The organism is Streptomyces sp. NPDC085946, assembly GCF_044540485.1.
In the GTDB taxonomy this organism is placed as follows: Bacteria; Actinomycetota; Actinomycetes; order Streptomycetales; family Streptomycetaceae; genus Streptomyces.
In genome coordinates, this window is sequence record NZ_JBITSF010000013.1 from 22,164 (window position 1) to 46,110 (window position 23,947).

At 69.9% G+C, this 23,947-nt stretch carries 23 protein-coding genes and 6 pseudogenes; 18 read left to right on the plus strand and 11 right to left on the minus strand.

The features are described 5' to 3' along the window. Positions 1–132: 132 nt before the first annotated feature. The 3 genes and pseudogenes from ACIF8T_RS24490 to ACIF8T_RS24500 all read left to right on the plus strand — a co-directional run. The gene (locus ACIF8T_RS24490; RefSeq protein WP_400038231.1) at positions 133–990 is read left to right on the plus strand and encodes an MEDS domain-containing protein; all 858 of its coding nucleotides are present in this window, start codon (positions 133–135) and stop codon (positions 988–990) included. Further along, a complete protein-coding gene (locus tag ACIF8T_RS24495; protein ID WP_400038232.1) occupies positions 987–1,940 on the plus strand; it encodes an anti-sigma factor RsbA family regulatory protein in 954 nt (317 codons plus the stop codon). The genes ACIF8T_RS24490 and ACIF8T_RS24495 overlap by 4 nt, the downstream gene beginning before the upstream one ends. 9 nt (positions 1,941–1,949) lie before the next feature. Beyond that, positions 1,950–2,077: pseudogene (locus ACIF8T_RS24500) on the plus strand (IS5/IS1182 family transposase); the annotation flags it as partial. A 290-nt stretch (positions 2,078–2,367) separates the two neighbouring features. Here the strand turns inward: ACIF8T_RS24500 and ACIF8T_RS24505 are convergent. After that, positions 2,368–3,072 (minus strand): annotated as a pseudogene (locus ACIF8T_RS24505) (dioxygenase); the annotation flags it as partial. A gap of 257 nt (positions 3,073–3,329) precedes the next feature. Between ACIF8T_RS24505 and ACIF8T_RS24510 the strand changes: the two are divergent. Next, positions 3,330–3,872, plus strand: a complete 543-nt coding sequence (locus tag ACIF8T_RS24510; RefSeq protein ID WP_400038413.1) for a Tn3 family transposase — start codon at positions 3,330–3,332, stop codon at positions 3,870–3,872. 320 nt (positions 3,873–4,192) lie between these two features. Here ACIF8T_RS24510 and ACIF8T_RS24515 read toward each other — a convergent pair whose 3' ends face one another. From ACIF8T_RS24515 to ACIF8T_RS24525, 3 genes are all read right to left on the minus strand, one after another. Further along, positions 4,193–4,939 carry an SDR family oxidoreductase gene (locus ACIF8T_RS24515; RefSeq protein ID WP_400038233.1) on the minus strand — a complete coding sequence of 249 codons (747 nt, stop codon included), beginning with the start codon at positions 4,937–4,939 and terminating at the stop codon, positions 4,193–4,195. A gap of 68 nt (positions 4,940–5,007) precedes the next feature. Continuing rightward, complete coding sequence (locus ACIF8T_RS24520; RefSeq protein ID WP_400038234.1) at positions 5,008–6,078, minus strand: aldo/keto reductase; 1,071 nt, start codon at positions 6,076–6,078, stop codon at positions 5,008–5,010. A 69-nt stretch (positions 6,079–6,147) separates the two neighbouring features. Beyond that, a complete protein-coding gene (locus ACIF8T_RS24525) occupies positions 6,148–6,873 on the minus strand; it encodes an SDR family oxidoreductase (RefSeq protein WP_400038235.1) in 726 nt (241 codons plus the stop codon). A 137-nt stretch (positions 6,874–7,010) separates the two neighbouring features. Between ACIF8T_RS24525 and ACIF8T_RS24530 the strand changes: the two genes are divergently transcribed. The 4 genes and pseudogenes from ACIF8T_RS24530 to ACIF8T_RS24545 all read left to right on the plus strand — a co-directional run bounded on the left by ACIF8T_RS24530 (position 7,011) and on the right by ACIF8T_RS24545 (position 11,094). Continuing rightward, on the plus strand, positions 7,011–7,574 hold the full coding sequence (locus ACIF8T_RS24530) for a TetR/AcrR family transcriptional regulator (protein ID WP_400038236.1): 564 nt from the start codon (positions 7,011–7,013) through the stop codon (positions 7,572–7,574). A 705-nt stretch (positions 7,575–8,279) separates the two neighbouring features. After that, the gene (locus ACIF8T_RS24535) at positions 8,280–9,071 is read left to right on the plus strand and encodes a hypothetical protein (protein ID WP_400038237.1); all 792 of its coding nucleotides are present in this window, start codon (positions 8,280–8,282) and stop codon (positions 9,069–9,071) included. Positions 9,072–9,323: 252 nt separating this feature from the next. Next, positions 9,324–10,088, plus strand: a pseudogene (locus tag ACIF8T_RS24540) (transposase family protein); the annotation flags it as partial. A 640-nt stretch (positions 10,089–10,728) separates the two neighbouring features. Next, positions 10,729–11,094, plus strand: coding sequence for a hypothetical protein (locus ACIF8T_RS24545; RefSeq protein WP_400038238.1), 366 nt, complete (start codon positions 10,729–10,731; stop codon positions 11,092–11,094). Between the two features lie 501 nt (positions 11,095–11,595). Here the strand turns inward: ACIF8T_RS24545 and ACIF8T_RS24550 are convergent. From ACIF8T_RS24550 to ACIF8T_RS24560, 3 genes are read right to left on the minus strand one after another with little or no spacing between them, the layout of a single operon-like run. After that, a complete protein-coding gene (locus ACIF8T_RS24550) occupies positions 11,596–11,796 on the minus strand; it encodes a hypothetical protein (protein ID WP_400038239.1) in 201 nt (66 codons plus the stop codon). Then, complete coding sequence (locus tag ACIF8T_RS24555) at positions 11,778–12,122, minus strand: hypothetical protein (protein ID WP_400038240.1); 345 nt, start codon at positions 12,120–12,122, stop codon at positions 11,778–11,780. Before ACIF8T_RS24555 ends, ACIF8T_RS24550 begins: the two co-directional genes overlap by 19 nt. 24 nt (positions 12,123–12,146) lie before the next feature. Continuing rightward, positions 12,147–13,055: an alpha/beta hydrolase family protein gene (locus ACIF8T_RS24560; protein WP_400038241.1), complete on the minus strand. Its 909-nt coding sequence runs from the start codon at positions 13,053–13,055 to the stop codon at positions 12,147–12,149. Positions 13,056–13,158: 103 nt separating this feature from the next. On the opposite strand from ACIF8T_RS24560, the gene ACIF8T_RS24565 reads away from it, so the two are divergent. Then, entirely contained in the window at positions 13,159–13,728 is a 570-nt protein-coding gene (locus ACIF8T_RS24565; RefSeq protein WP_400038242.1) for a TetR/AcrR family transcriptional regulator, read from the plus strand. A 524-nt stretch (positions 13,729–14,252) separates the two neighbouring features. Beyond that, a pseudogene (locus ACIF8T_RS24570) lies at positions 14,253–14,729 on the plus strand (IS5 family transposase); the annotation flags it as partial. A gap of 11 nt (positions 14,730–14,740) precedes the next feature. On the opposite strand, the gene ACIF8T_RS24575 reads toward ACIF8T_RS24570, so the two are convergent. Continuing rightward, the gene (locus tag ACIF8T_RS24575) at positions 14,741–15,334 is read right to left on the minus strand and encodes a dihydrofolate reductase family protein (protein ID WP_400038243.1); all 594 of its coding nucleotides are present in this window, start codon (positions 15,332–15,334) and stop codon (positions 14,741–14,743) included. 70 nt (positions 15,335–15,404) lie between these two features. Here ACIF8T_RS24575 and ACIF8T_RS24580 point away from each other — a divergent pair, with 70 nt between their 5' ends. Both ACIF8T_RS24580 and ACIF8T_RS24585 read left to right on the plus strand, forming a co-directional pair. Further along, positions 15,405–15,980, plus strand: a complete 576-nt coding sequence (locus ACIF8T_RS24580) for a TetR/AcrR family transcriptional regulator (RefSeq protein WP_400038244.1) — start codon at positions 15,405–15,407, stop codon at positions 15,978–15,980. Positions 15,981–16,158: 178 nt separating this feature from the next. Then, positions 16,159–16,269 (plus strand): annotated as a pseudogene (locus tag ACIF8T_RS24585) (IS3 family transposase); the annotation flags it as partial. Between the two features lie 153 nt (positions 16,270–16,422). On the opposite strand, the gene ACIF8T_RS24590 reads toward ACIF8T_RS24585, so the two are convergent. Beyond that, a complete protein-coding gene (locus ACIF8T_RS24590) occupies positions 16,423–16,608 on the minus strand; it encodes a hypothetical protein (protein ID WP_400038245.1) in 186 nt (61 codons plus the stop codon). A gap of 363 nt (positions 16,609–16,971) precedes the next feature. Next, on the minus strand, positions 16,972–17,460 hold the full coding sequence (locus ACIF8T_RS24595; protein ID WP_400038246.1) for a GbsR/MarR family transcriptional regulator: 489 nt from the start codon (positions 17,458–17,460) through the stop codon (positions 16,972–16,974). 74 nt (positions 17,461–17,534) lie between these two features. On the opposite strand from ACIF8T_RS24595, the gene ACIF8T_RS24600 reads away from it, so the two are divergent. The 6 genes and pseudogenes from ACIF8T_RS24600 (at position 17,535) to ACIF8T_RS24625 (ending at position 23,715) form a co-directional block, all read left to right on the plus strand. Beyond that, a complete protein-coding gene (locus ACIF8T_RS24600) occupies positions 17,535–18,419 on the plus strand; it encodes an ATP-binding cassette domain-containing protein (protein ID WP_400038247.1) in 885 nt (294 codons plus the stop codon). Further along, entirely contained in the window at positions 18,419–19,987 is a 1,569-nt protein-coding gene (locus tag ACIF8T_RS24605; protein ID WP_400038248.1) for an ABC transporter permease, read from the plus strand. The genes ACIF8T_RS24600 and ACIF8T_RS24605 overlap by 1 nt, the downstream gene beginning before the upstream one ends. Before the next feature lie 482 nt (positions 19,988–20,469). Beyond that, complete coding sequence (locus ACIF8T_RS24610) at positions 20,470–21,384, plus strand: S41 family peptidase (protein WP_400038249.1); 915 nt, start codon at positions 20,470–20,472, stop codon at positions 21,382–21,384. 45 nt (positions 21,385–21,429) lie between these two features. Beyond that, positions 21,430–21,712, plus strand: a pseudogene (locus ACIF8T_RS24615) (IS5/IS1182 family transposase); the annotation flags it as partial. A 171-nt stretch (positions 21,713–21,883) separates the two neighbouring features. Then, positions 21,884–21,970, plus strand: a complete 87-nt coding sequence (locus ACIF8T_RS24620; protein ID WP_400038414.1) for a putative leader peptide — start codon at positions 21,884–21,886, stop codon at positions 21,968–21,970. A 272-nt stretch (positions 21,971–22,242) separates the two neighbouring features. Continuing rightward, positions 22,243–23,715, plus strand: coding sequence for a hypothetical protein (locus tag ACIF8T_RS24625; RefSeq protein WP_400038250.1), 1,473 nt, complete (start codon positions 22,243–22,245; stop codon positions 23,713–23,715). Here ACIF8T_RS24625 and ACIF8T_RS24630 read toward each other — a convergent pair. Continuing rightward, positions 23,667–23,939 (minus strand): BBE domain-containing protein, encoded by a 273-nt coding sequence (locus ACIF8T_RS24630; protein WP_400038251.1) that lies wholly within the window; start codon positions 23,937–23,939, stop codon positions 23,667–23,669. The genes ACIF8T_RS24625 and ACIF8T_RS24630 overlap by 49 nt on opposite strands. Between the last annotated feature and the right edge of the window lie 8 nt (positions 23,940–23,947).

Below are 23,947 nucleotides of genomic sequence, written 5' to 3' on the forward strand. Positions count from 1 at the left end.
CTCGTCGAGCTCTGCGGTCCTGCGGCGGAGGACCAAGCCGTCGCGCGGGCCCGTCGGCGTCGGCACGGCTTGTAAGGTGGTGAAGCCGACAGGGCCTCTCCTGCGCGGGCACGGGAGGGATGTGGGGTGGTCATGACCTGTGACGTGTCCGCCGCCGGAGACGCGGGCAAGCACACGAGTGCGGTGTTCGCCAGTGATGCCGAGTGGGCCGACCATCTCGTGGCCTTCGTCCGCACCGGGCTGGAGCGGGACGAACAGGTGCAGTACTTCGCGGACGCCACTCATCCCGGCCACGTGATGCGCGCACTCACCGATCATGGCATCGACGCCGCCTCGGCCGTACGGCGCGGACAGCTCGTGGTGACGACCGCGGAGGAAACGTACCTGGCCGGCGGCTGTTTCGACCCCGATGCCATGATCGGGCTGTGGCAGACAGCCGTCGACTCGGCCGCGGCGCAAGGACACCGGGCGCTGCGGGCCATCGGGGAGATGTCCTGGGCCGTCCGCGACATACCCGGCGCCGACCGTCTGCTCGAATACGAGCTGCGCATCCACCACGAGGTCTTCGCCCGTCTGCCCCTGACGGCGTGCTGCTTCTACGATCAGCGCTTGCTGCCCCGCGAGGACCTGGAGGTTCTGGCGGGGGCACATCTGATACAGGCGGGCCGGAGCGGTCACCCGCCGAGCCTGTCGGTCGCTCCACTCGCCGACCGGCCCGGGCTGCGGCTGGCGGGATCGGCCGGATACGAGAGTCGCCGTACCGTCACCTCCGCGGCGGCCGCCCTCGCCGCGTCGCCGGCGGAGCAGGTGTCCTTGGACCTGTCGGCGCTCGATCACCTCGACGTCGCGGCACTGGCCGACCTCGCCCGCGCGGCGAAAGGCCGGTCTCCCGATACGCCCGTCCGGCTCCTGGGGGCGCCGCCCTCGCTGACGCGCATGCTGGAGTTCTTCCCCGAGCTGGGGTCGGCTCTGGAGGTGACCGGTCCGTGACCGCTTTCAGTCAGCTGTACGCCGAGCCGGGACAGGGATCGGGCTTTCACCACCCGGCCCTCTTCTACACGACGGAAGAGGAGTACGTGAAAGGCGTCGGGGAGTTCCTGCGCGCGGCCGCCCTTCGCGACGCACCGGTTCTCGTGTCCGTACCGGAGGAACGCCTGCGCCTGCTGCGGGAAAACCTGCGCACCGACCAGGCGGACACCACCTGGGTCGACATGCGCAAGGCGGGCCGCAACCCGGGGCGCATCCTGTCGCTGCTGCAGGACTTCGCCGACCGCTGCGGCGACAGGCGCCCGTGCCTCGTGGGCGAGCCGATGTGGGTGGGACGCACCTCCGCGGAGGCGTGCGAGGCCACTCGTCACGAAGCGCTGATCAACCTCGCGTTCGCCGGCCGTGACGCCACCATTCTGTGTCCGTACGACAGCGCACTGCCGCAGCAGGTGCTGGCCCTGGCGCACCGGACCCATCCCGTCATCGGCGGTCCCGGTGACTACCGGCCCAGCCCGGCGCACACGGACCCCCACGAAGTCTGCCGGGACTGCGACACTCCGCTGCCCGAACCGGCCGACCCCCTCGTCCTGCACTTCGCCGAGCGTGATCTCGCCGTCGCCCGGGACGCCGCGATCCGATGGGCCGAGGCGGCAGGCCTGCCCCCACACCGCCGTACCGACTGGCTGCTCGCCGTCAGCGAGGCGACCAGCAACTCGGTGCGCCACGGCGGCGGCGAGGGCACCCTGCGCTTGTGGCGCACCACCGACACCGTGGTCGCCGAGACCCGTGACCGCGGCCAGTTGACCGATCCGCTCGTCGGCCGACGCCGTCCCGACCCCTTCTCCGCGGCCGGCGGCCGGGGCGTATGGATGATGCACCAGCTCTGCGACCTGGTGGAGACCCGGGCGTTCAGCTCCGGCTTCGTCGTACGCCTGCACATGGCACTGGACTGACGGACCACGGACCGGAACGGACTGCCCCGTCCCTGGGCGTCTCCGGCACCGACCTGCACGACAGCTGCCGTCCACAACCCCTGGTGCAGGGTATTGCGCCCGCCCGTTCCCGGCGCGGCCCGCGCCGCAGACACCCGACCGCTCCCCCGTCGCGCTCCCGGCCGTGTACACCATGACGGCGCTGCCCTTGCTGAGCACAGTGAGATCCTGGCCAGCCCTGACAGCGCCTCGGCCATGCCGGACGCGTTACCGGGAGACCGCCGCGCGCACACTTGACCGCGTTGCCAAGTGCCGGCTGCCCGCGCCCGTCCCCAGACAGGAACACGGACGACGAGCCCCCCTCCCCCAGACCCTCCGTGCGGCGGTCTTCGGTGGGCAAGCGGTGGCGGATGTCCGGCGGCTTCCTCAGGCCGTGCGCCACAGGGCCGGCACGGCCGGCGTACGTGACCCGGTCGCCCGCCCGGTAGGCGACGCCCACGGCCCAGGTCCCGCCCGGCGGCGGGGTGGGGCCGGGCCCGGGGTCCTGCGCGACGTCCAGGACGAAGTCGAACGCCGCCTCCCGGCCGCCACCCCCGTCCCGTACGGTCATCAGCAGCCGCGGGTCGAAGATCGTGCCGGTGTTGTTGCGCGGCTCGTTCGGGAAGTAGAGCCGTGTGGTCAGGACCGGACGGCCGGGCGCCTGCAGCTTGACGTGCAGGTGGCGCGTGCGGCCGGGGTGGAGGCCCGGCACGATGGTGGTCAGCGCGAAGGAGCCGCGGGAGTCGGTGAACTGGTGCCCGCGCAGCCGGAAGCCCGAGTTGTCGTGGGCGCCGTTCGCGTCGGCCTGCCAGAAGTCCAGCAGGACGCCGGCCAGCGGGAGGCAAGCGCGGCCGAAGACGTAGCCGCTCACGGTGAGCGGGGTGCCGGGCGTTCCGGGTTCCAGCAGGCTGGTGCGCTGCGGTGAGTTCGGTTTGAAGTAAGGGCCCTTCATCTGCTCCGGGGTCGGGTGGTCGCCGTCGTCGCAGGACGGCGTGAGGCCCGGAGCCGTACCGCTCGCCGCCGCGGTGCGGGCGAGGGCCGGGCCGCCGGCCAGGGCGACGGGGATCGCGGCGGTGGCGGCGAGCGCCGCGCGCAGCACCGTCTTGCGGCGCACGAGCCGGGGGACTCCGCCTCGCGGTCGGCTCCGGGGTCGTCCGGGCCCGCGCCGCGCGTGCCTGCTCCGTCCATGTCTCCTCCTCGTGGGGGCCCTGTTCTCGTACAGCTACGACGAACGGACATGTAACGCTGTGTGATTGCTGTGGTCGTCGTTTCCCCTCGCCCGGCGCCTCGTGGAGCTGAACGGGTGATCTCGGGCGTGGGGCAAGGAGTACGGGTGCGGCAGGACCGGGAGCCTGAGGACCTGATCGAGGTCTGGACGCTGCTGGAAGACGACATGAAGCGGGTGCGGAACAAGTCCGGGCGACTCGGCTCGGGTTCGCGCTGCTGCTCAAGTTTTTCGAGGTGGAGACCCGGTTCCCCGAGTCGGCCCAAGAGGTGCCGACCGCCGCGGTGGAGTACGTGGCCCAGCAGGTCGAAGTGCCTGCAGAGGCGTGGGCGGACTACGGCTGCTGGAACTCCGCGAACAAGGACCTCTTCTACGGCAAGGACGGCGACCTGGTCGGACAGGACAAGGAGTCCCAGGAGGTATCGATGCTCGCGCTGCGTCTGCTCCAGTCCGCCTTGGTCCATGTCAACACGCTGCTGATGCAGCAGGTCCTCGCCGATCCGAAGTGGGCTGACACCCTCACCGACGCGGACCGGCGGGCGCTCTCCCCGCTGTTCTGGACCCGTGTGAATCCCTGCGGCCGGTTCGAGCTGGACATGAACAGACGCCTCGACCTGGACCTGACCGCCCGGGACGCCGTGCCCAGGCCGCGCGCCCCCGAGGGCAGACCGGCGGCGGCCCCGGGGTGAGGAGCTGGGGCTCCGATCGCCTACGAACAGCATCCGGTCACCAGCACCCTCGCCGCACAACGACACAAACAGGTGTCCACTTCAAGGGGAAGGTTCAGTCGGCGTGTCTTCGTGGGCCGCGACAACCTCCTGGTGCGAGCATCCTGACGCCGTCGCCGCCGAACTCGATGGCCGCCCACGCAAAACGCTCGGCTGGGAAACCCCAGCCGAGCGCCTGCATGAACTGCTCGCGGCCTGATCCACACGACCACGTGTTGCAGCTCCCCGCTGAAACCGCCGTGGTAGTGGGCCTTACACCCGTGGCGGGACGGCAGACGAGCTCAGAGCTGGGTTTCGCCGCCGTCCACGGCCAGCTCGATGCCGGTGGTGTACGTGGCATCGAAGGCGAGGAATGCGGCCGCCTTGGCGAACTCTTCGACGGTGCCGTAGCGCTTCATGGGGTTGCTCGCGGTCCGCTCCGCCCTGAACTGGTCAGCGGCCTCTTTGGACAAGTTCATCGTTTCCAGAATCCCCGAGTCGATGGGACCCGGGCTGATCGCATTGACACGGATTCCCCGCGGAAGCAGCTCCCGGGAGAAGGTGCGGGCCATCGAGCGCAGCGCCGCCTTGCCGGCCGCATAGACGCTGGTGTCCACCATGCCGATGACGTTCGCGATCGAGGTGGTGAGGACGATGCCGGCGTTCGCGCTCAGCAGCGGAGCGAGCTTCTGCACAGTGAAGAAGGCGCCCTTGACGTTGATCGCGAACAGCTCGTCGTACACGTCCTCGGTCGTCGACTCGAGGGGCGTGAGGGGTGAGATGCCGGCGTTGACGAACAAAGCCTCGATCGAGCCGAGCTCGCTCTTTGCACGGCCGACGAGCATATCCAGGTCGGACAGTGAGGCCACATCCGCCCGGACAGCCACGGCATTCTCGCCGAGCCGCTCGCGTGCCGCGTCGAGCTTGGCCTGAGAACGGCCGGTGATCACCACGCGGGCTCCGCCTTGCACCAGCAGCTCCGCCAGCGCGAGCCCCATGCCGCTGCTGCCACCCGTGATCACCACATTCTTGTCGCTGTACTTACCCATACCGAGGTTGCTCCGTTCCACCATCAAAACATGTCGATATATCCGGATGTCGCCATTCATGAAGCGAATCAGCCGAGGGTTTCGATCTTCATGTCGCCTGTGGTGACCGCGCGGATGTGATCGCCGGCGAGCAGGTCGTGCGGATTGCCGAGGTCGATGGAGCTGACCTCGTCGAGGCGGGCCAGCTGGGAAGGAGTGAGGTCGACCTGCAGAGCACCCAGGTTGTCCTCCAGCTGCGCGACGGTGCGGGCGCCGATGATGGGTGCCGTCACGCCCGGGGCGTTCAGGGTCCAGGCCAGTGCGACCTGGGCGGGTGTGCGGCCCAGCTCCGAGGCCACCTCCTTCACCACATCGGCAATGGCGAGGTTGCGGTCGGTGACCCATCCCAGGGCGACGTTGAGGCTCTTGCGGTTGCCGGCGGTTTCGCCGGCGACGGAGCCCGCCCGGTTCTGGTCCTCCCGGCTGTACTTGCCGGTGAGCACCCCGCCGCCCAATGGGGAGAAGGGGACCACGCCGAGTCCCATCGCGCGTGCCATCGGGATCAGGTCACGCTCCGCGGTGCGCTCGATCAGGCTGTACTCGGTCTGCAGCGCGACCAGTGGTGACCAGCCGCGCAGGTCGGCGATCGCCTGCATGCGCGACACCTGCCAGGCCGGGGCGCTGGAGATCGCCACGTACAGCACCTTGCCCTGCCTCACCAGGTCGTCCAGGCCCCGCAGGATCTCCTCCACCGGCGTCCTGAAGTCCCATACGTTCACGTAGAGCAGATCGATGTAGTCGGTGTTCAGCTGCCGCAGACTGGCTTCCACCGACGCCCGCATGCTCTTGCGGTGGGTACCCCCGGAATTCGGGTCACCGGGCTGACGCAGCGTCGAGTACTTCGTCGCCAGCACCATCTTGTCGCGGTCGGTGCGGGCGAATTCGCCGAGCAGCCGCTCGGAGCTGCCGTTGGTGTAGGTGCTGGCGGTGTCGAAGAAGTTGCCGCCGAGCTCGGTGTAGCGGTCGAAGAGCTTGCGCGCCTCGTCGCGCTCGGCGCCCCAGCCCCACTCGGTGCCGAAGGTCGCCGTGCCCAGCGCCAGCGGTGAGACCCGGAGTCCGGAACGGCCCAGCAGCCGATAGGTGTCGAGAGTGAGTGCCATCGTGTTCTCCTGTGAGGTGCGGTTCGTGGCGTTCGAGAGGTGCGGATCGGTGGTCGACTCGCCCGGGTTTCAGGCGCCGAGCCCGTAGCCGCCGGCCACGGTGATGTCCTGGCCGGTGATGTAGCCGGCGGCGTCCGAGGCGAGGAAGGCGACTGCTTCCGCGACCTCCTGGCTGGATCCGAAGCGCTCGAAGGGGATCTTCGAGCGCATGGCGTCCCGGCCGCTCTCGGACACCCCCAGCTTGTCGAGCAGCGGGGTGTCGGTGGCCCCGGGGCTCACGGCGTTGACGCGAATCCTGCGCGGGGCCAGTTCGAGCGCGAGGGAGGGCAGCATGGCGAGCAGCGCGCCGCGTGTCGCCGCCCCCACCGTGGCGCCAGGGGTGCCGCGACGGGATCCGACGCCGACGGTCAGCACGATCGAGCCGCCGTCGTTCATGAGGGGAAGGGCCTTTTGAAGGGTGAAGTACTGGCCCTTGAAGTTGAGGTCGGCGTGCTCGTCGAACGATTCCTCCGTCACCTCGGCAACCGGTGCCGGACGGAAGATCCCGGCGTTGAGGAAGAGCAGGTCCAACGATCCGAACCGCGCCGACACCGCCGACATCAGGGCGTCGGTGTCGGAGAGCACGCGCCCGTCGGATCGGACGACGAGCACGTCACCGGGAAGCTCGGCCTGCGCCCGCGCGAGGGACTCAGGATTCCGTCCGGTGACCGCGACCTGGTAGCCGCGGGCGTGCAGCAGCTCGGCCGTCGCTCTGCCGATCCCGGTCGTCCCCCCGGTGATGACCGCTGTAGGCATGACAAACCTTTCGTCGCTGAAGCGATGGGTGAGACCACCCGTAATCGGGGAACTCCCCGGTTATCTCACCGTACACTGAACCGGGGACATCCCCGGATCGTTCCCGAGCCTCATCCGACACTCACGATCGCGAAGTCATGACACCTCCACGCAGCACCCTGCGCGCCGACGCGCGGCGCAACCGCGAGCAGCTGATCGCCACGGCCGCCGAAGCCTTCGCCTCCGGACGCCCGGTCTCGCTGGACACGATCGCCAAACGCGCGGGAGTGGGGAACGCCACCCTGTACCGGCACTTCCCCACCCGAGAGGATCTGGTCGAAGAGGTCTACCGGGACCAGATCCGCCCCTTGCGCGAAGACGCGCGCACCCTGCTGGCTGCCAAGCCGCCCGCACAGGCCCTCCACGCGTGGATGCTCCGATTCGCCGACTGGGCCGGCGAACGACGCGGCATCTGCGAGGCCCTGGTCGCCATGAGCGCTTCCGGCCGCTTCGGCACCGGACCGGTCTGCGACGAGGTCCAGCAGGTCCTGGCGATGGTGCTCGAGGCCGGCGCCACAGCAGGAGAACTGCGCAGTGACATCGAGCCGGTCGAGGTAGGCGGCATCCTCGCCGGTTTGCTCTCCGTGGCCGGCGCACCCGAGCAGCGCCCCCAACTGAACCGCATGCTGGACGTCGTCGTCGACGGACTCAGGCTCCGCTGAGCGATACGCCGGCGGTTCGGCGAGGCGTCGGCCTATGCCGGACGGCATGGCTGCGGCCGCGGCGGTCGTGGCGCCCCAGACCTTGGTCAGAACTGCCGGGATGGTTGCCTGCGTTCGGCTCGTTCCCCGCCTCGCGACAGCGCCCGAACGGCTCGTCGGGTGTTCCTGCCGTCGCCGCCCAAGGGGGATCACCGAGGTGGACCCAGAGCCGCCAGTAGTTGATCTTGGAGGCGTCAGCGCTTCCGGCGGGCGGCGGCGTCGCGTTCGGCGACGTGTCGGGCGACTGCGCGACGCTGGGGCGGGCGTAGCGTTCCAGGGAGCGGACGGATGCGTGGCGGGAGCGGGCCGGCAGCATCGGGGGGGAGGTGCCGCCCTCAGCGTCGTGTGTCAGGGCACTGTGACGTAGCCGATGGAGCGCCCAGCCGTTCAGGTCCTCGATGTCCTCGGGCGAGGCGAGAGGGTCGGCCAGTAGCCGGGTGTTCTCCTCGAAGATTTCCTCGGCCCGGCGATAGGAGAGGGCGGCCGTGCCGCATGGGCTCGGGAACGTAGAAACGGCGTCCCGTGAGCACGACAAGAGTGTCATGACACCGTAACCGCGCTTCCCAGGGGGTCGCCGCACCGTTCAGGATGGTGATCGGCAAGGCAGAGACCAGCCGGAATGACCACCGGCCCGGCCACATCACCATCAGCAGGGGGAGTCCCACTATGCTTCGCACGTACCGCCGCAAGTCCGTCCTCGCCGCCGCGGCCCTGGTGGCCACGACGATGCTGCTGACCGCCTGTCAGGGAGAGGACACGCAGGACGGTGGCAAGTCGACCGGGGTCACGGCCTCGGGCTCGGCCGCCAAGGGGAAGTCCGACGACGGCGGGAGCGGCACCGGTGCCGGCAGCAAGTCCCCGTCGGGCGAGAGGGGATCGAAGAGCGGCATGGTGTCGGGCAAGTGGGTCGGCACGGTCTCCTACCTCGCCCCCGGCAAATACATCGTCACGGACGCGAACGACGTGGGGCAGGCGTTCTTCACCTCCGAGGACACCGACATCGAGGGCGCGGGCAAGATCTGCGGTGACGCGGACGGCCAGGCCGCCACGCCGTGCACCGAGGAGGAGCTCGAAGCCGCGGCCAAGAAGGGGTTCGGAGCGACGGTCGACATCAAGGACGGAGTGGCTGTCAGCATCATCGAGGACCACACCGACAGCGGCACCGGTACCGGCGGCGGCAACGGTACGGGCGAGGGCGAGAGGTCGGGGCTCTTCTCCGGCACGCTCGGGTACATGGCCCCGGGCAAGTACTCCCTCAGCCGCGACGGCAACCAGCGTGCGTTCTTCACCGCCACCGACACCGTCATCAACGGCGCCGGCTGGATCTGCGGTGACGCGGAGACCATCACGCCCTGCACCGAGGAAGACCTCGAAGCCGCGGCCAAGAAGGGCAGCGTCGCTGTCGTCGTCCAGGTCGAGGACGGGGTCGCCGTCACCATCGACGAGGAGCACAACTGATCGCGGACCCGAGCGGGGCGACGTACTCTCCACGACGCTCCGCGACGGCACCTTCCACGAACTCCGAATTCCACGTCCCGCCCGACGGGAACGCGGCCCGTCCTTCCCGTTCACAGATCCGGTGCCGTCCCTGATCCCTTCGGCTCTTCTTCGCTGAGCGTTTTCAGAGTGCCCACCGATGGGGTGACGGCGGGGTGGGCGCAACGCACGAGGCACCTGTGCCGTTGAGGGAGATGTTCGAAGTCTCGACTCATCAGCGCGGATGCCTCGTCGGTCTACTGTCCTGCCGCGCTCGACCTGCCTCATGCGCTGGTCGAGTGGGTCACCCTGCTCATCGTCACCCGCGAGGGTGACCGCCGCTGCAAGCTCCCGCCGCACCAACGCGCGCTTGTCGGTCTGGTGTACCTGCGCAAGCACGACACCCTGGCCCAGACAGCGGCCGGCTTCGGCATCTCGGTCGGCACCGCCCACGCCTGCACCACCGCGGTGGTCGACCTTCTGGCTGCCCGGGCGCCCGGCCTGCCGAAGGTCCTGCGCGAGCACGAACCGGAGTACGTGCTGCTCGACGGGACGCTCGCCGAGTGCGACCGTGTGGGCGACGGCCGGGCCGACCACTCGTACAAGCATCGTCGCCACGGCGTGAACGTGCAGGCCGTGACCGACCCGGCCGGGCAGGTGCTGTGGATCTCTCCGGCCCTGCCAGGCCGGTGCCACGACCTGACCGCGGCCCGCACCCACCGGATTATGCGGATCTGCGAACGCCAAGGCGTGCCCGTCTTGGCCGACCGCGCCTACCGGGGCGCCGACTCCTGGGTCACCACCGGGCGCAGACAGCTGCCCGGCGGGCAGTTGTCCCCTGCACCGCAGACGGTCAACCGGGCACTGGCCACGTCCAGGGCACCCGTCGAACGGGGCATGGCACTGCTGAAGTCCTGGCGAATCTTCCGAAGATCCCGGATCAGCCCGAACCGCATGACGTCAATCGCCAAGGCCGTCCTCACCCTGGAGAGGCAACGCTGCAAACGCTCAATCGCCCACGGCATCGCCCCGAACGGCCCTGAGCGCCACCCGGCCTCTACGACCTGCAGCGACACATTCTTGAGCGGCACAGGTTTTCAGGCCGTCAGCTACTCGATGCCGCCAGTCTCCTCGATGAGAACGAACCATCCTTTGGACGCGCTCAACTGCGCCCTCCCCTACTGCTGTATTCGCCATGACTGGAGTCGATATCGCCCAGGCGCGCCGCTCCCGGAAGTCAACTCCCTTCCTGGGGTCGGATATCGAGAGGCGCGGCGGTGGGGGCACCAGGAGTGACCACCGGATTGAGGTCATGCCACGCCCGCGCTTATATCTGGCAGGTGGATACCCTCGGCCCACAGTACCGACGGCCAGGTGATCCAAACGAAACCGCCCGGCAGCCCGCCACCAACCCGGCCGCCCTGGTCACACCGATCATTTGACCGACCTGCACGGCGGACGAGAGAACGCTTTCGGAGATTGATTTCGGCCAATAAACACCGAATTGATGTCATGTTTTTGTCATGTCTGTAAGTTCGGAGAGTGCACACCGCAGGTGGCTGTCTGGCCACCGAAGCGGACCACGAGGCAAGGGCGCCCGTCGCACGCGGGCCGTTCCGGAACTATCGAGGAGGCATCCATGGCACGCACGTCGATCCGGAGCAAGGCCGCGGCGGTGGCGGCGACGGCGCTGCTGGCGCTCAGTACGGGGGTCCTGTCGGCGTCGCCGGCGTCGGCGGCCACCAACGGCTGTCCGTCCGGTGCCGCGTGCATCTACGGAGGGCCCAACTTCAGTGGTGGTGTGACCAACCAGTACTGGTCCCGCGGGGTTCACAAACTCTACAACCAGTACGGCGTCCACACGGTGTTCAACAACCAGACGGACGGCTGGAAGTTCATCCTGTGCCGGGGCTCGAACGGCGACAACTGCGACTGGACCTTCTACGAGGGCGCCTTCTGGGACGTCGACCTCACGCCGTACAACTCGGTCATCGTCACTCCGTAGCGTGTCGCGGGAGCCCCGGGAGGCTTCTTCCTCTCCCGGGGCTCCCGCGCGTCCATGCCCCGACGGCCCGCCGCCCTCTCCGTCAAACTGCGGCACTACCGCAGCAGCCGCCGGTCAGACAGGCTCGGAAGGTCAGACCGTTGAGACCGCTGTAGTCGCCGGAGAACGATCCGCCGTTGCACGAAGACGAACGAATGCCTTCCGCTTGAAAAACAGCATTGTCACAGCTTGGCGGCGGCCGGGTCTTGGTTTTTCTCGTCCGCTGCAAAGTCCGAGCGCCGCCACGACGTCGACAACGGGGTCCAGCGCGAACGACGGCGTCCGCCCTGCGGCCGCGCACCCTCTGTGGGAACTTGGCGGCCACCTTTCAGGCCACACCTCACACAATATTCGAATCCTCGGTGCGTCGTGCTGCCTCCCGAAGTGGTGAACATCTGCTGTCCGTTCTCAGGTTCTGGCTCGCTTTCCGTGAACCGATCACGGTGGGTCATGCGGCGTCGCTCAAAGGCTGTGGTTCTGGTGTGGTTCCGTGGCGAGAAAGTCTCGCGCCGCGGAGGTGACCCGGTCGCGCATGTGCTGCCGGTCCGGAGGTCGATCGTTCGGCAGGTCGAGTGCTCTCGCCAGATCAACGATGGGCTGCAGCACGTCGGGGTAGTCGAGTTCGGCTGCAGCTTCCTCGTAGATCAGCTTCGCTCCGTGCACGGGATCGAGTAGGCACGCCACGATCCGGCTGGCCCACCACTGGGCCACGGTCCATCGCGCTCGGCGAGATCTTTCAAGGTCGGCGGCAGCAGACCCAACTCTTCCAGCACAAGGTCGAACAGTTCGCGGGCCTGGGGATACTCACCACGCGCGAGGCCGGCCAGCAGGGGAAGCGAGGGAGCCTCGATGCCGGCCGCGAGAGCGTGGAGACCGGGAAGGTCGTACTGGCGGACGGCGTGGAGCCACTGCGGGAGTCGTTCGACGCGGGTGCGTTCCCACGGCGCCTCGGTGAGGGTGCTCGACCGGACCGCCTTCTCGGTGTCCACGAGCCACTTCGTGTCGGGCTGGGCCTACTTGCTGGCGATGCTCCACGTACCGTCACCGTCCTCGGCGGTGCCGCCGAGGGCGGTCCACTCGGCGTCGTCGAGGCCGAGGGCCGCGCGAAGGTAGGCGGAGATCGCGTCGGCGAGGAGGACGACGCGGGCGGGGTCCTCGTCGGTGGTCTCGGCGACCCTTTCACCGACGATGCCGCCCATGGTGTGCTCGGCCTCGGCGATGGTGAGCAGGCTCTTGGGTGCCGGGCTGAGGTGATAGGCATCGGTGAACCACTCCGGCCCCCGGGTGGAGAGCTGCGACTGGTCCTTGCCGCCCGCGATGACCAGCGCCGGGGTGGCCATGGTGGAGAAGTCCGGCTTCATGAACGGAAGGTGTTCGGCGGCGAACGGGGTGAGGGAGTCGCCGGTTCCCGTCGCGGCGATCAGCGCGCCGGCCGACACCGCGGAGTGGGAGAAGTCCTCGCCTGGAACGCCGTCGGCGTCGAGTACGCGGGCACCGAGGAGGGCGCCCGCGGTCTGGGCGCCCCAGGAGTGGCCGACCACGGCGATGCGCTCACGGTCGACGCGGGTCTCCAAGCCAGCCTGGGCCAGGATGTCGCCGAGGTTGTCGAGGACCGCGTGGAGATCGGCTATCCGCACGCGCCAGATGGTGGCGAAGCGCGGGTCGTCCCAGCCGATGGCGTTGCGGCGGGAGTCAAGGTGGGTGGGCTGCACCACGACGAATCCGGCGGCGGCCCACCGGTCGACGAGGGGCTCGTATCCGTCCAGGGACCACGCGTTGCCGTGAGAGAAGACGATCACGGGCAGGTCCTGGCCCGACCGGGGGGCGGTGACCTTCACCTGCAGGTCGATGCCGCGGCCGGGTGCGGGAACAGGGATGGGCTTGACCGAGACGATCTGGCGGCCGAGAGGGCGGGAAGACATGGGAGGCCCTTGCTTTCTCTGCGGAGCGACTCTGCCATACTTTGACGGAGCGACGTTCCGCCAACTTAGCGGAACAATGTTCCGCGAGTAAAGGGGGCCGTCCGTGCCGGAGTCGGTCGGGGTACGCCGAGCACAGGCGCAGCGCACCCGCAGCGGCGTACTGGAGGCCGCCGCGGCGGTCTTCGTCGAGCAGGGCGTCCAGGCGCCCGTCCGTGACATCGCCGAGCGCGCCGGCGTCGGTGTCGGCACGGTCTACCGGAACTTCCCGACCCGCGCGGACCTCGTCACCGCCGTCTACCGGCACCAGATCGACGCCTGCGCCGCTCTGGCGCCCCGGCTCCTCGAGGAGTCCGCCTCGCCGTTCACCGCACTGACCCTGTGGACGGACGCGTTCGTGGACTTCCTCGTGACCAAGCACGGCCTCGGCGCGGCGCTGGGGTCCGCGGATCCGGGACTGGAGAACCTCCACGCCCTCATGCTCGACACTCTGGTCCCGGCCTGCGCGACGCTGCTGGACGCCTGCGCCGCCGACGACGGACTTCGCCCGGGCGTCACCGCCTACACGCTCATGCGCGCCATCGGAAACCTCTGCATCACCGGCCCCGACTACGATCAGGCCGACGCCAAGCGCATGGTCGCCCTCCTCCTCACCGGATGTCGCAACACGGCATGACGACAGGCCCAGCGCCCGCGCCGCCCGCACCCGCGACGCCGGTCTCCGTCCCCTGCGCGAAGTCGCAGCGTGGACTACGGCTGCGTTGAACCACTCCGGGTCTGATGGAGGCTCGATCCCCTGAGAGGATCGAGTTCACGGGCCGCGATGAAGACGGTCGCCGCGAGGCTGGGCATCGGTTCCGCCGAGACCGTGCGGACCTGATCCCGCAAGGCCGAGGTCGACGCCAGCCGGCGCCCCGGGGTGACCTCGGAGGGGCCGCGGAGATCAAGCGGCTGAAGGCCGGGAACGCCGAGCTGCGCCGGGCGAACGAGATCCCCGAAGCGGCCTCGGCTTTCTTCGCTGCCGAGCTCGACCGGCCGTCGAAGCGCTCGTAGCGTTCATCGACGCCCGTCGGCAGGTGTGCGGAGCCGAGCCGATCTGCACAGTCCTCACCAGTCACGGACTGAAGATCGCGACGAGCACCTGCTACGCCGCCGGGGCCCGCAAAAAGGGCTCCGGTCGGCGAACCGGACGACCACGCCATCGGCCGGTCCCGCGGTGGATCAACCACGAAGATCCACCTCGCCGCCGACGGCGGTTGCCGCCCCCTGACCTTTCATCTCACCGCCGGACAGGCGGGCGACGCACCTGCTTTTGCCCAGGTGATGACACGCCTGCGTGTTCCGCGCCGACGCGGACGGCCCCGCACCAGGCCGGACGTGGTCCTGGCGGACAAGGCGTACTCCTCCCGCGCGATCCGCGACCGCCTGCACAAGCGCGGGATCCGTGCGGTGATCCCCTTCCCGGCGGACCAGCAGGCCCACCGGCTGCGGCGCGGCAGACAAGGCGGCAGACCACCGGCCTTCGACCGCGACGCCTACAAGCAGCGCAACACCGTCGAGCGGTGCATCAACCGCCTCAAGCAGTGGCGCGGCATTGCCACCCGCTACGAGAAGACGGCGACCATCTATCTGGCCGGACTCCACATCGCGGGCATCTTCCTCCGGTCCGCCCGCTGAACCGAAACCGCCTAGCGGCGGGTGAGGCGGGTGAGGGTGACCCCGTTGGGGAAGGCGGTGCGCTCGGCGACGTCGAAGACAGTGGGGTCGAAGGCACCGTCGACTACCGGGACTCCGGTGCCGGCAATGACCGGATACGTCTTGATCAGCAGCTCGTCAATCTCGGGCATCAGGGTGCCCGCGAGCTGGCCACCCCCGCAGAGCCAGATGTCCAGCAGGGCGCCCACCTCGCCCTTGAGCTCGCGGACGAGGGCGAGCGGGTCACTCGGCACGACGGTGACGGCTGGGTCGGTGTCCGGCTTGAGAGTGCTGGACACCACGTACTGGCGCAGGTGCGCGTACGGGCTGGTGATCCCGTTGTCGAGGGCTGGGCGGTAGGCACCGAGGCCCATGACGACGGTGTCGAAACGCCGGTTGGGCGCGTCGGCGACGCCGACGGCCGCGCGATAAGCGGTCGGGACGGTCTCCGGGTACAGCGCGTTCATCCAAGCCGAATAGGCGGTGGCCTGCTGCTCGTCGCCCTGCGGATAGAAGTCGAACTCGCCGCCGGGACCGGCGATGCAGCCGTCGAGCGAGACGCCGATGTAGTACACGAGCTTCCGCAAAATGGTCCCCCACGCGTAGTACTCTGATTGAAGTGGTTTGAACGTAGTACTACATCTGGAGTGGTATCAAGTGAGACGCAATGACCGGCGGCGCGCGGCCCTCGTCGACGCGGCGATCGAGGTGCTGGCCCGGGAAGGCGCACGCGGTCTGACTTTCCGGGCCGTGGATGCTGAGGCGGCCGTTCCCGCCGGTACGGCGTCCAACTACTTCTCCAGTCGCGACGACCTGCTCACTCAGGCCGGCGCCCGGGTCTACGAGCGACTCCAGCCCGACGAGGCCACGATTGCCCGACAGCAGGCGGCCGGCCGCGACCGGGACACCTACGTAGAGCTGATGCGCGAACTCGTCGGCCGCATCGCCTCCTTCCGCACCGGTTACCTCGCGCTGCTGGAACTCCGCCTCGAAGCCACTCGCCGCCCCGAACTGCGCAAGGTCCTCACGGAGCGAGTCCGGGCCGACGTGGATGCCAACGTCGCCTATCACGAGACTTCCGGTCTCCCCGGCGACACCACGGCGGTCAAGCTGCTCATGCTGACGTTGAACTGGCTGATCGTTGAACAGCTCACCCTGCCGGACGTCTTCACGGAGGCGGAGCGTGAACAACTGGTAACGGCCGCAGTGGAGCGCATCGTGGCGGCGGAGTAGCCGCCCGGCCCGGGATGACTGCAGTCTGCTGCGGTGGAAGTGAGCGGGACCGGACCGGCCTCGGCAGTCACCCGCTCCTGGTTCCGTCTGCTGATCCGAACGAAACGGCCTAGTCCGCGGTCGGTCCGCGACGCGGAGCTGAAAACACAGATCAGCCGCGTCCACACGGACAACTTCGGTGTCTTTCGGTGTCTACGGAGTGCGGAAGGTCTGGAGGCGGCTGCACCGGGAGGGCATCCTGGTGGCCCGCTGCGCAGCCGCCCGGCTGATGCGCGACCTCGGTCCCGCGGCCGCCCGACGCGGGTGGAAGATCCACACCACCGTCAGCGACACCCCGGGCCTGCGGGGCGGTCGGGACGACGCCGGCGCGGGCGCTGCCGATCGCGGGGTTCTTCCAGCGCTCGAGCCCGTCGGTACGGCCGGTTCTTTGCGGCCCGAGCCCTTACACGGCGGCGGGAGGGATCTTCGGGTCGAAGAGGTTCTGTGGCGCGCTCGGCTGGGAGGTGGATGTCTGGCGCAGCACCTGGGCCAGGTCGCGGTGTATGCGGTCGGCTTCACCGCGGACCTGGACGGGGATGTCTCCGCGTTCGGCGACGAGGCGGTCGTAGACGGGGGTCTGCTGGAACACGGTGGGACGGTTTCCTTTCAGCGGGCGGTTCACCGGACTGGCGCAGCATACGCGCCCGGGTCACGCCCCGCTGGAGGCGGGCGTTCGGGCCAGAACGGCGGGGACTGCGGCCTCGGTCGTCCATTCGCCGTCGAAGAACACGGCAACCCGGCGGGCATGGTCGTCGGGAGCCGGCCGGTGCGGTGTTCGGTGCGGGCTGTCGGTCCATGCCGGTCGGCGGCCTTCTCGGGCGGACGGCCCTGCTCCTCGGTCCATGTCAGGACCCGAGTCCTGGACTTGATCACAACCACAGGCAGTCCCTGGGCGGCCGTGGCGCGCGAGGACGCACGGGAACCGCAGCGAGCCGTGCCGTGGTAGTCGCCCTCAGGAGCCGAACAGCTCCGCGCGTCGCACTCGCCACCGCTCCATCATCTCCGCGACCTCGCTCTCGACGAACTCGAAGAAGGCGAGGGTCTCGGCCATGCGGCGGCCGGCCGGGGTGTCGGGGCCGAGGCTGTCCACGCCCTCGCGGAGGGCGCCTTCCCACCGCCTGATGATGGCCTCGCGGTTGGTGAGGGCCTCGTACCACTGGTCGCCGTGCACCCGGTACCGCTCCCGCCGCGACCCCGGCTCCCGCTCGCGCGAGACCATGTGCGTCATGGTCAGGTAGCGCACCGCCCCGGACACCGCCGCCGGGCTGATCCGCAGCTGTTCGCCAAGTTCGGACGAGGTCATCACACCGGCGTCGGAGGAGAGCAGCGCGGCGAAGACCCGGGCCGGCATACGCTGCATCCCCGCTTCGACGAGCTGCGCCGCGAAGTTCTCCACGAACTTCGAGACCGCTTCCGCGTCCCGCCCCACCACATCCGTCATGGTCACCACCCTAACCGGGCTTCGAGGACCTCTGTATCTTCACAAATTTCTGAAAGAAGTGTACGTTCTGAAGAATGACGAAGGCCATCACGGTCGCCGGACTCCACAAGTCCTTCGGCCGTACCCACGCCCTGGACGGCCTGGACCTGGAGGTCGAGGCCGGCGAGGTGCACGGCTTCCTCGGCCCGAACGGCGCCGGGAAGTCCACCGCCATCCGTGTCCTGCTCGGCCTGCTGCGTGCCGACTCCGGCGCCGCGCAGGTACTGGGCCGCGACCCGTGGAAGGACGCGGTGGAGGTGCACCGCCGGATCGCGTACGTGCCCGGGGACGTCACCCTGTGGCGCAACCTCTCCGGCGGCGAGGTCATCGACCTGTACGGCCGCCTGCGCGGGGGTTTCGACCCGGCCCGGCGCGCCGACCTCATCGAGCGCTTCGAACTGGATCCCACCAAGAAGGGGCGTACCTACTCCAAGGGCAACCGGCAGAAGGTCGCCCTGGTCGCCGCGTTCGCTTCGGACGTCGACCTGCTGATCCTGGACGAGCCGACCTCGGGCCTGGACCCGCTGATGGAGGAGGCCTTCCAGCGCTGCGTGGAGGAGGAGCGGGAGCGCGGCCGGACCGTCCTGCTGTCGTCCCACATCCTCAGCGAGGTCGAGGAGCTGTGCGACCGGGTCAGCATCATCCGCAAGGGCCGTACCGTCGAGACGGGCTCCCTCGCCGACCTGCGCCATCTGACCCGGACCAGCGTCACGGCCGAACTCGCGGGCGCTCCGGACGGGTTGGCGCATCTGCCGGGCGTGCACGACCTCGACGTCCAGGGCCGCCGGGTCCGGCTCCAGGTCGACACGGACAAACTCGACGCCGTCCTGCGGTCGTTGACGGACTCCGGCGTACGGTCGCTGACCTCCACTCCCCCCACGCTGGAGGAGCTGTTCCTGCGCCACTACCAGGAGACGTGATGACCTCCCTCACCGGCACGGGCACGCTGCTGCGGTTCTCGCTCCGCCGCGACCGGGTGATGATCCCGGTGTGGGTGGCGGTCAATGCCCTGATGGTCCTGTCCATGCCGAACACGCTCGGGGGCCTGTACAGCACCGGGGCCGAGCGCGCCGATCTGCTGCACCAAGTCGCCACCAACTCCTCTCTCCGCGCGCTGGTCGGCCCGGCCTTCGACACCGGCCTGGGCGCCCTCACCGCTTGGCGCGTCGGCGTCTACGCGGGCGCGCTCGCCGCCGTCACCGCTCTGCTGGTCGTCGTACGGCACACCCGGGACGAGGAGGAGAGCGGCCGGCAGGAACTCATCGCCTCCGGCTCGGTGGGCCGCCGCGCCTCGCTGACAGCGGCGCTGCTGGCGGCGGCTGTCGCGAGCGGCGTGCTGGCCCTGCTGGTGACGGCGGGGCTCGCGGGACAGGGCGCCACGGGTGCGCTCGCCTTCGGCCTCGGACTGGCGGGCGTGGGCATGGTCTTCGCGACGCTGGCCGCGATCGTCGCGCAGTTGACGGAGAGTGCGCGGCTGGCGCGGGGGCTGACGGCCGGGCTGCTGGGCGCCGCGTTCGTGCTGCGCGCGGCGGGGGACGCGGCGCGGACGGACGGCTCCTCCGTCTGGACCTGGGTGTCCCCGCTGGGCTGGCTGGAGAACCTGCGGGCATTCGCCGGCGAACGCTGGTGGGTGCTGGGGCTGTTCGCGGTGGCGGTGGTGGTACAGGGCGCGGTGGCGTACGCGCTGGCGGGCCGCCGTGACGTGGGCATGAGCTTCCTGCCGACCCGGCCGGGACCGGCGACCGGGCGGCTCGGCTCGGCGGGCGCGCTGGCATGGCGGTTGCAGCGGGGCGGTGTGCTCGGCTGGTCGATCGGCTTCTTCCTGGCCGGGGTGATCTACGGCGGCCTCACGGACGGTGTGGCCGATCTGGTCGGCGACAACGAGCAGGCCCGGGAGATCTTCGAGCGGATGGGTGGGCAGAGCGGCATCACGGACGCGTTCCTCGCCTCGATGACCGGAATGCTCGGGCTGGTGGCCGCGCTGTACGTGGTCGCCTCGGTGCTGCGGCTCAGCGGCGAGGAGACCTCGGGCCGCGCGGAGCCGGTGCTGGCGAACGCGGTGGGCCGGTTGCGGTGGGCCGCCGGTCATCTGGCGATCGCCTTCGGGGGCGCCGTACTGATCATGTTCCTGGCCGGACTGGGCTTCGCCGTCGGCTACGGCCGCCAGGTCGGGCCCGTCCTGGGCGCGTGTCTGGTGCAGGTCGCCGGGGTGTGGGTGATCGGCGGTGCGGCGGTACTGCTGTACGGACTTATGCCCCGGGCTGCGGTGGCGGCGTGGGGGGTGGCGGGGGCGGTCCTGCTGATCGGCTGGATCGGCCCGGCGCTCGACGTACCGCAGGCGGTGCTGGACGTGTCACCGTTCGGCCACCTGCCGAAGCTGCCGGGCGGGCCGATGGAGTGGGGGCCGGTGCTCGTCCTTCTCGGGGCGGCGGTGGTGCTGGTGGGCGTGGGGCTGGCGGGACTACGGCGGCGGGACATGACGAGCTGACGGCAGGCGTTCAGGCCCTCATCCGGGTCCGGATCGCTGTGGCAGTCCACACGGCCGCGGCCACCTGGTGCACGCCCGGCTTCGTCTTCCACCAGGCAGCCCGTGCAACCAAGGGCTCCCGCCCTCTCGGCCCCGCTCGGAGGTGGCGACGAGGACCGCACCGGCGCGTTCATGAACGGAACGCTGTGGGGAACGCCCGGTTCCAGTCCAGCTGGTTCCTGGCTCGAACGCGTCCTCGGGCAGGGCCACCTGGGAAATCCCATGGATGGAGAGGAGCGGGCCGTGAAAACCTGTTTCTGGACCGGAGTCGACTGCCCACTGACCATCAGGAGTTGGGGTCACCGACAGATCGACTGGTTGGGCTGACTGGGGGGCATATGGTTCGGGGGCGTTTGCCGCGTTCGAAGGTTGCCGGGTTGGTGTGTGTTCTCGCTGCTGCGGCCGGGTGCTCGGGAGGGGAAACGTCGCCCCCTGGCGCGGCGATGTCTGACGAGGCCCGGTCCTACCTGTCCACCGCGTTGACCGTCATGGAGAACAACGCACTTCGCCGCGACGATGTCGACTGGGACGAGATACGGCGAACAGCCTTCACCGAAGCCGGCGACGCGCAGCGCCCTGCCGATACCCATCAGGCCATCGAGGCAGCCCTGGGCAGCTTGGGAGACGGGCACAGCCGCTTCTACGACCCGAAGAGGGCGAAGGAGTTGTCCGGGGACCAGCAGGTCCGCCAGCCTGTGGAAGGGAGGGCGTTGCCCGGCCGCGTGGGGTATCTGTCGCTCCCCGGAGTGAAGGGATCCGGGAAAGTCCTCCAGCGGTACGTGCGGGAAGGACGAGATGCCGTGGCGAAGGCTGATCGCCCGAACGCCTGCGGCTGGGTGATCGACCTCCGCCGCAACCGCGGTGGCAACATGTGGCCGATGCTCGCCGTCGTGGGACCGATCCTCGGTGACGGCGACGTCGGATCATTCGTCGATGCGGACGGCAAGAAGACGGTGTGGTCCATCGAGAAGGGCAGCCCTCGCCTGGACGGTGATTCCACCGGCTGGGGAACAAGCCCTCCAGTAGGCGGCGGATCAGTCCCTGTCGCGGTGCTCACCAGCCGTTCCACTGCCAGTTCCGGGGAGGCGGTGACCGTGGCCTTCCGCGGGCGCCCTGCCACGCGCTCCTTCGGCGAGGACACCACAGGCGTGCCCACCGGCAACGCACCGCATCGGCTGTCCGACGGAGCGATCCTCAACCTGACAGAGGTGAGGGATGCCGACCGCACGGGGCGCGCATACGACGGCCCCATTCCGCCTGACCAGCCGGTCGTCGACAACCTCGGGCGCGGGGGAAGCAAGGATCCCGTCCTGGACGCGGCAACGGAGTGGTTGTCCGAGCAGCCCGGCTGCGCGTAGGCGGATCCTGGTGCCGGCGACCCTTTTCGTTTTGTTCGCTCCTGTCTGATCCCAACGCACCCCGGTCGGCGGGCTGAGCGCAGGGGCAGGGATTCCGGCATCCCGTGGGAGGACCTGCCCCGCTACTTCGCCTCCCGGGAAGCCGTCTACGGCTGCTTCGCCGCCCTGGCAGAACGAAGGTGTCGTCGAGCAGCTCGACGGTCTCCTGCGGCGCCTGGCCCGGGAGGCCGAAGGCCGCGACGGCGAGCCGACCGCCCGCGTGCCGGACGCGCAGAGCGTGAAGACCTCCAGCACTGTGCCATGGGCCGGCCAGGGCATCGACGCCGGCGCTGGGTGGCCGAGCGGACCTTTGGACCGGCCTCATGAGCCGACGTCTCACCCGTCAATCCGCCCCGAACCGGCGCGACACCTGAACCTCGCACCGGACAACCCTGCCGGGACAACGCTCTTCGAGCTGTCTTGACCGCGCGGTCACCGAACTGCTTCGATCATGCACATGATGGACAGGCCCGGGATCCTCACGCGACGACGTCACGTCGATCTCGCGCGGACCTCCGGCGCCCTCTGTCGCCGCTCCCGGGGCTGACCCGGCGGGCCGCCGTGCCCGGCGCCGCCACCGGCCGCACCGCCGCGTCCTCCGGCGGCTCCCCGCCAACTCGGACCGTCCGGCCGGCACCTCCCATCGGCTTCGACGCTTCCCACCCCGCACGGGCATCGCATCGTTCCGACGTCACCCGATGACCCCCGCAGGGCCGTGCACGACCCGCACGGCCCTGCCCGCCCTGCCCTGTCGTCTCCGACGGCGCACCCTCGATCGAGGGCCCTCCCTCCCCTCAACGGAAGGACTCCGTCCGCGTCATGTCCCTCTCCCCCGCCCGCCGCCGCCCGCTCCGCAGACCCCTGATCACCGGGCTGATCTCCGCGTTCCTCGCGGTGGCCGCCACCGCGCCGGCCGGCGCCGCGTCCACGGGCAGCGGGTACGTCCCGGTTCCCCCGCACAACCCGTACGCCGGTCCGGACGGCACGGCCACGATGCACGGGGACACCGGCTCCTCGGACACCACTCCGCTCCCCGGTCCCGGAGCCGGAACCCTGGCGTCGCACCGGGTGGCCCTCGCCTCCGCCTGCCCCACCGTGCTGGTCGGCGCGGACGGCCACCCGGTCGTCCTGTGCACCCCGATCTTCGGCCAGGTCCCCACCGTGCATCTGCTCGACCCCGACGACGGATCCTCCCTCGCCACGCTCCAGCTCACCAAGGGATCGCTGCTGGGCGGCGTCTACGCCTACCTCGACAACGAGGACCGGCTCGTCGTCGCGGACGGCAGCCGCAGCCTGCTGCGCGTGGCCCACCACCGGAACACCGATGGTGACTGGGAGCTGTCGGTCGACCGGCGCCTCTCCCTGGCCTCCGCCATCCCCGAGGGCGACGCGGTGACCGGCCTGTCACCGGACTGGCAGGGCCGCGTGTGGTTCGCCACCGGCGGCGGCGTCGTCGGCGTGGCGGACGACCGCACCGGCACGGTCCGCTCCCTGGCCCTGCCCGCGGGCGAACGGGTCGCCAACAGCATCTCCACCGCCCCCGAGGGCACGGCCGTCACCACGACGCACGCCACCTACCTGCTGTCGGCCGGAGCCGACGGCACGCCCGAGATCCTGTGGCGCCAGGCGTACGACCGCGGCCAGGCCCGCAAGCCCGGGCTGCTGAGCTGGGGCAGCGGCTCGACGCCCACCTTCCTCGGACCGAAGACGGGCACCGAGTACGTCGCCATCGTGGACAACGCCGACACCACCGTTCGCCTCGAGGTCTACCGCACCGACACCGGCGCGGAGGTCTGCTCGGTGCCGGTCCTCCGGGCCGCGGGCGGCCCCGGAAGCGAGAACTCGCCGATCGGAGCGGGCCGCAGCGTCTTCGTCGCCGGCACCTACGGCTATCCGTACCCGGCGGTGCCGGAAGGGGCAGGTGACGCCGTACCGTCCTCAGCGAACTTCGCCGGCGGCCTGACCCGGGTGGACGTGCGCGCCGACGGGACCGGCTGCACCCAGGTCTGGGACAACACCCTGCGGTCGGCCGCCGTGCCGAAGCTGTCCACGGCCGACGGCACGCTGCACACCGTGCTGCGGGACCCGGTGATCCCCGGCACCAAGGGCACGAGCCTGCTGGATCCCTACCGCTACGCCCAGATCGACCCCGGGACCGGCCTCGTCACCCGCTCCGTCCGCGTCGGTGTCGGCTCCCTGTACGACACGCTCCAGATGGCCGGCACCGTCGCCCCGGACGGCTCCTACCTCCAGGGCACGGTGACCGGCGTCCTGCGGATCACCGCCGGGTGAACCCCGGTCCGCGCCGGTCCGCGCCGGTCCGCCTCGGCGCGTGACCGGCCGCCGGGCGTGCGGTCCGGCGGTAGGCGCTGCGGGGCGGCGGGCTCGATGTTCTGATCGGCGTGGAACAGGTCGTGCGGGGCGTACGTCCACTTGACCCGCGCGAGCCGGTCGTAGTGGTCGCGGTGGGCGGAGCGGACCCGTCCCCGCTCCTCGTCCTGCTCCGTGGAGTTCACGTACGTGC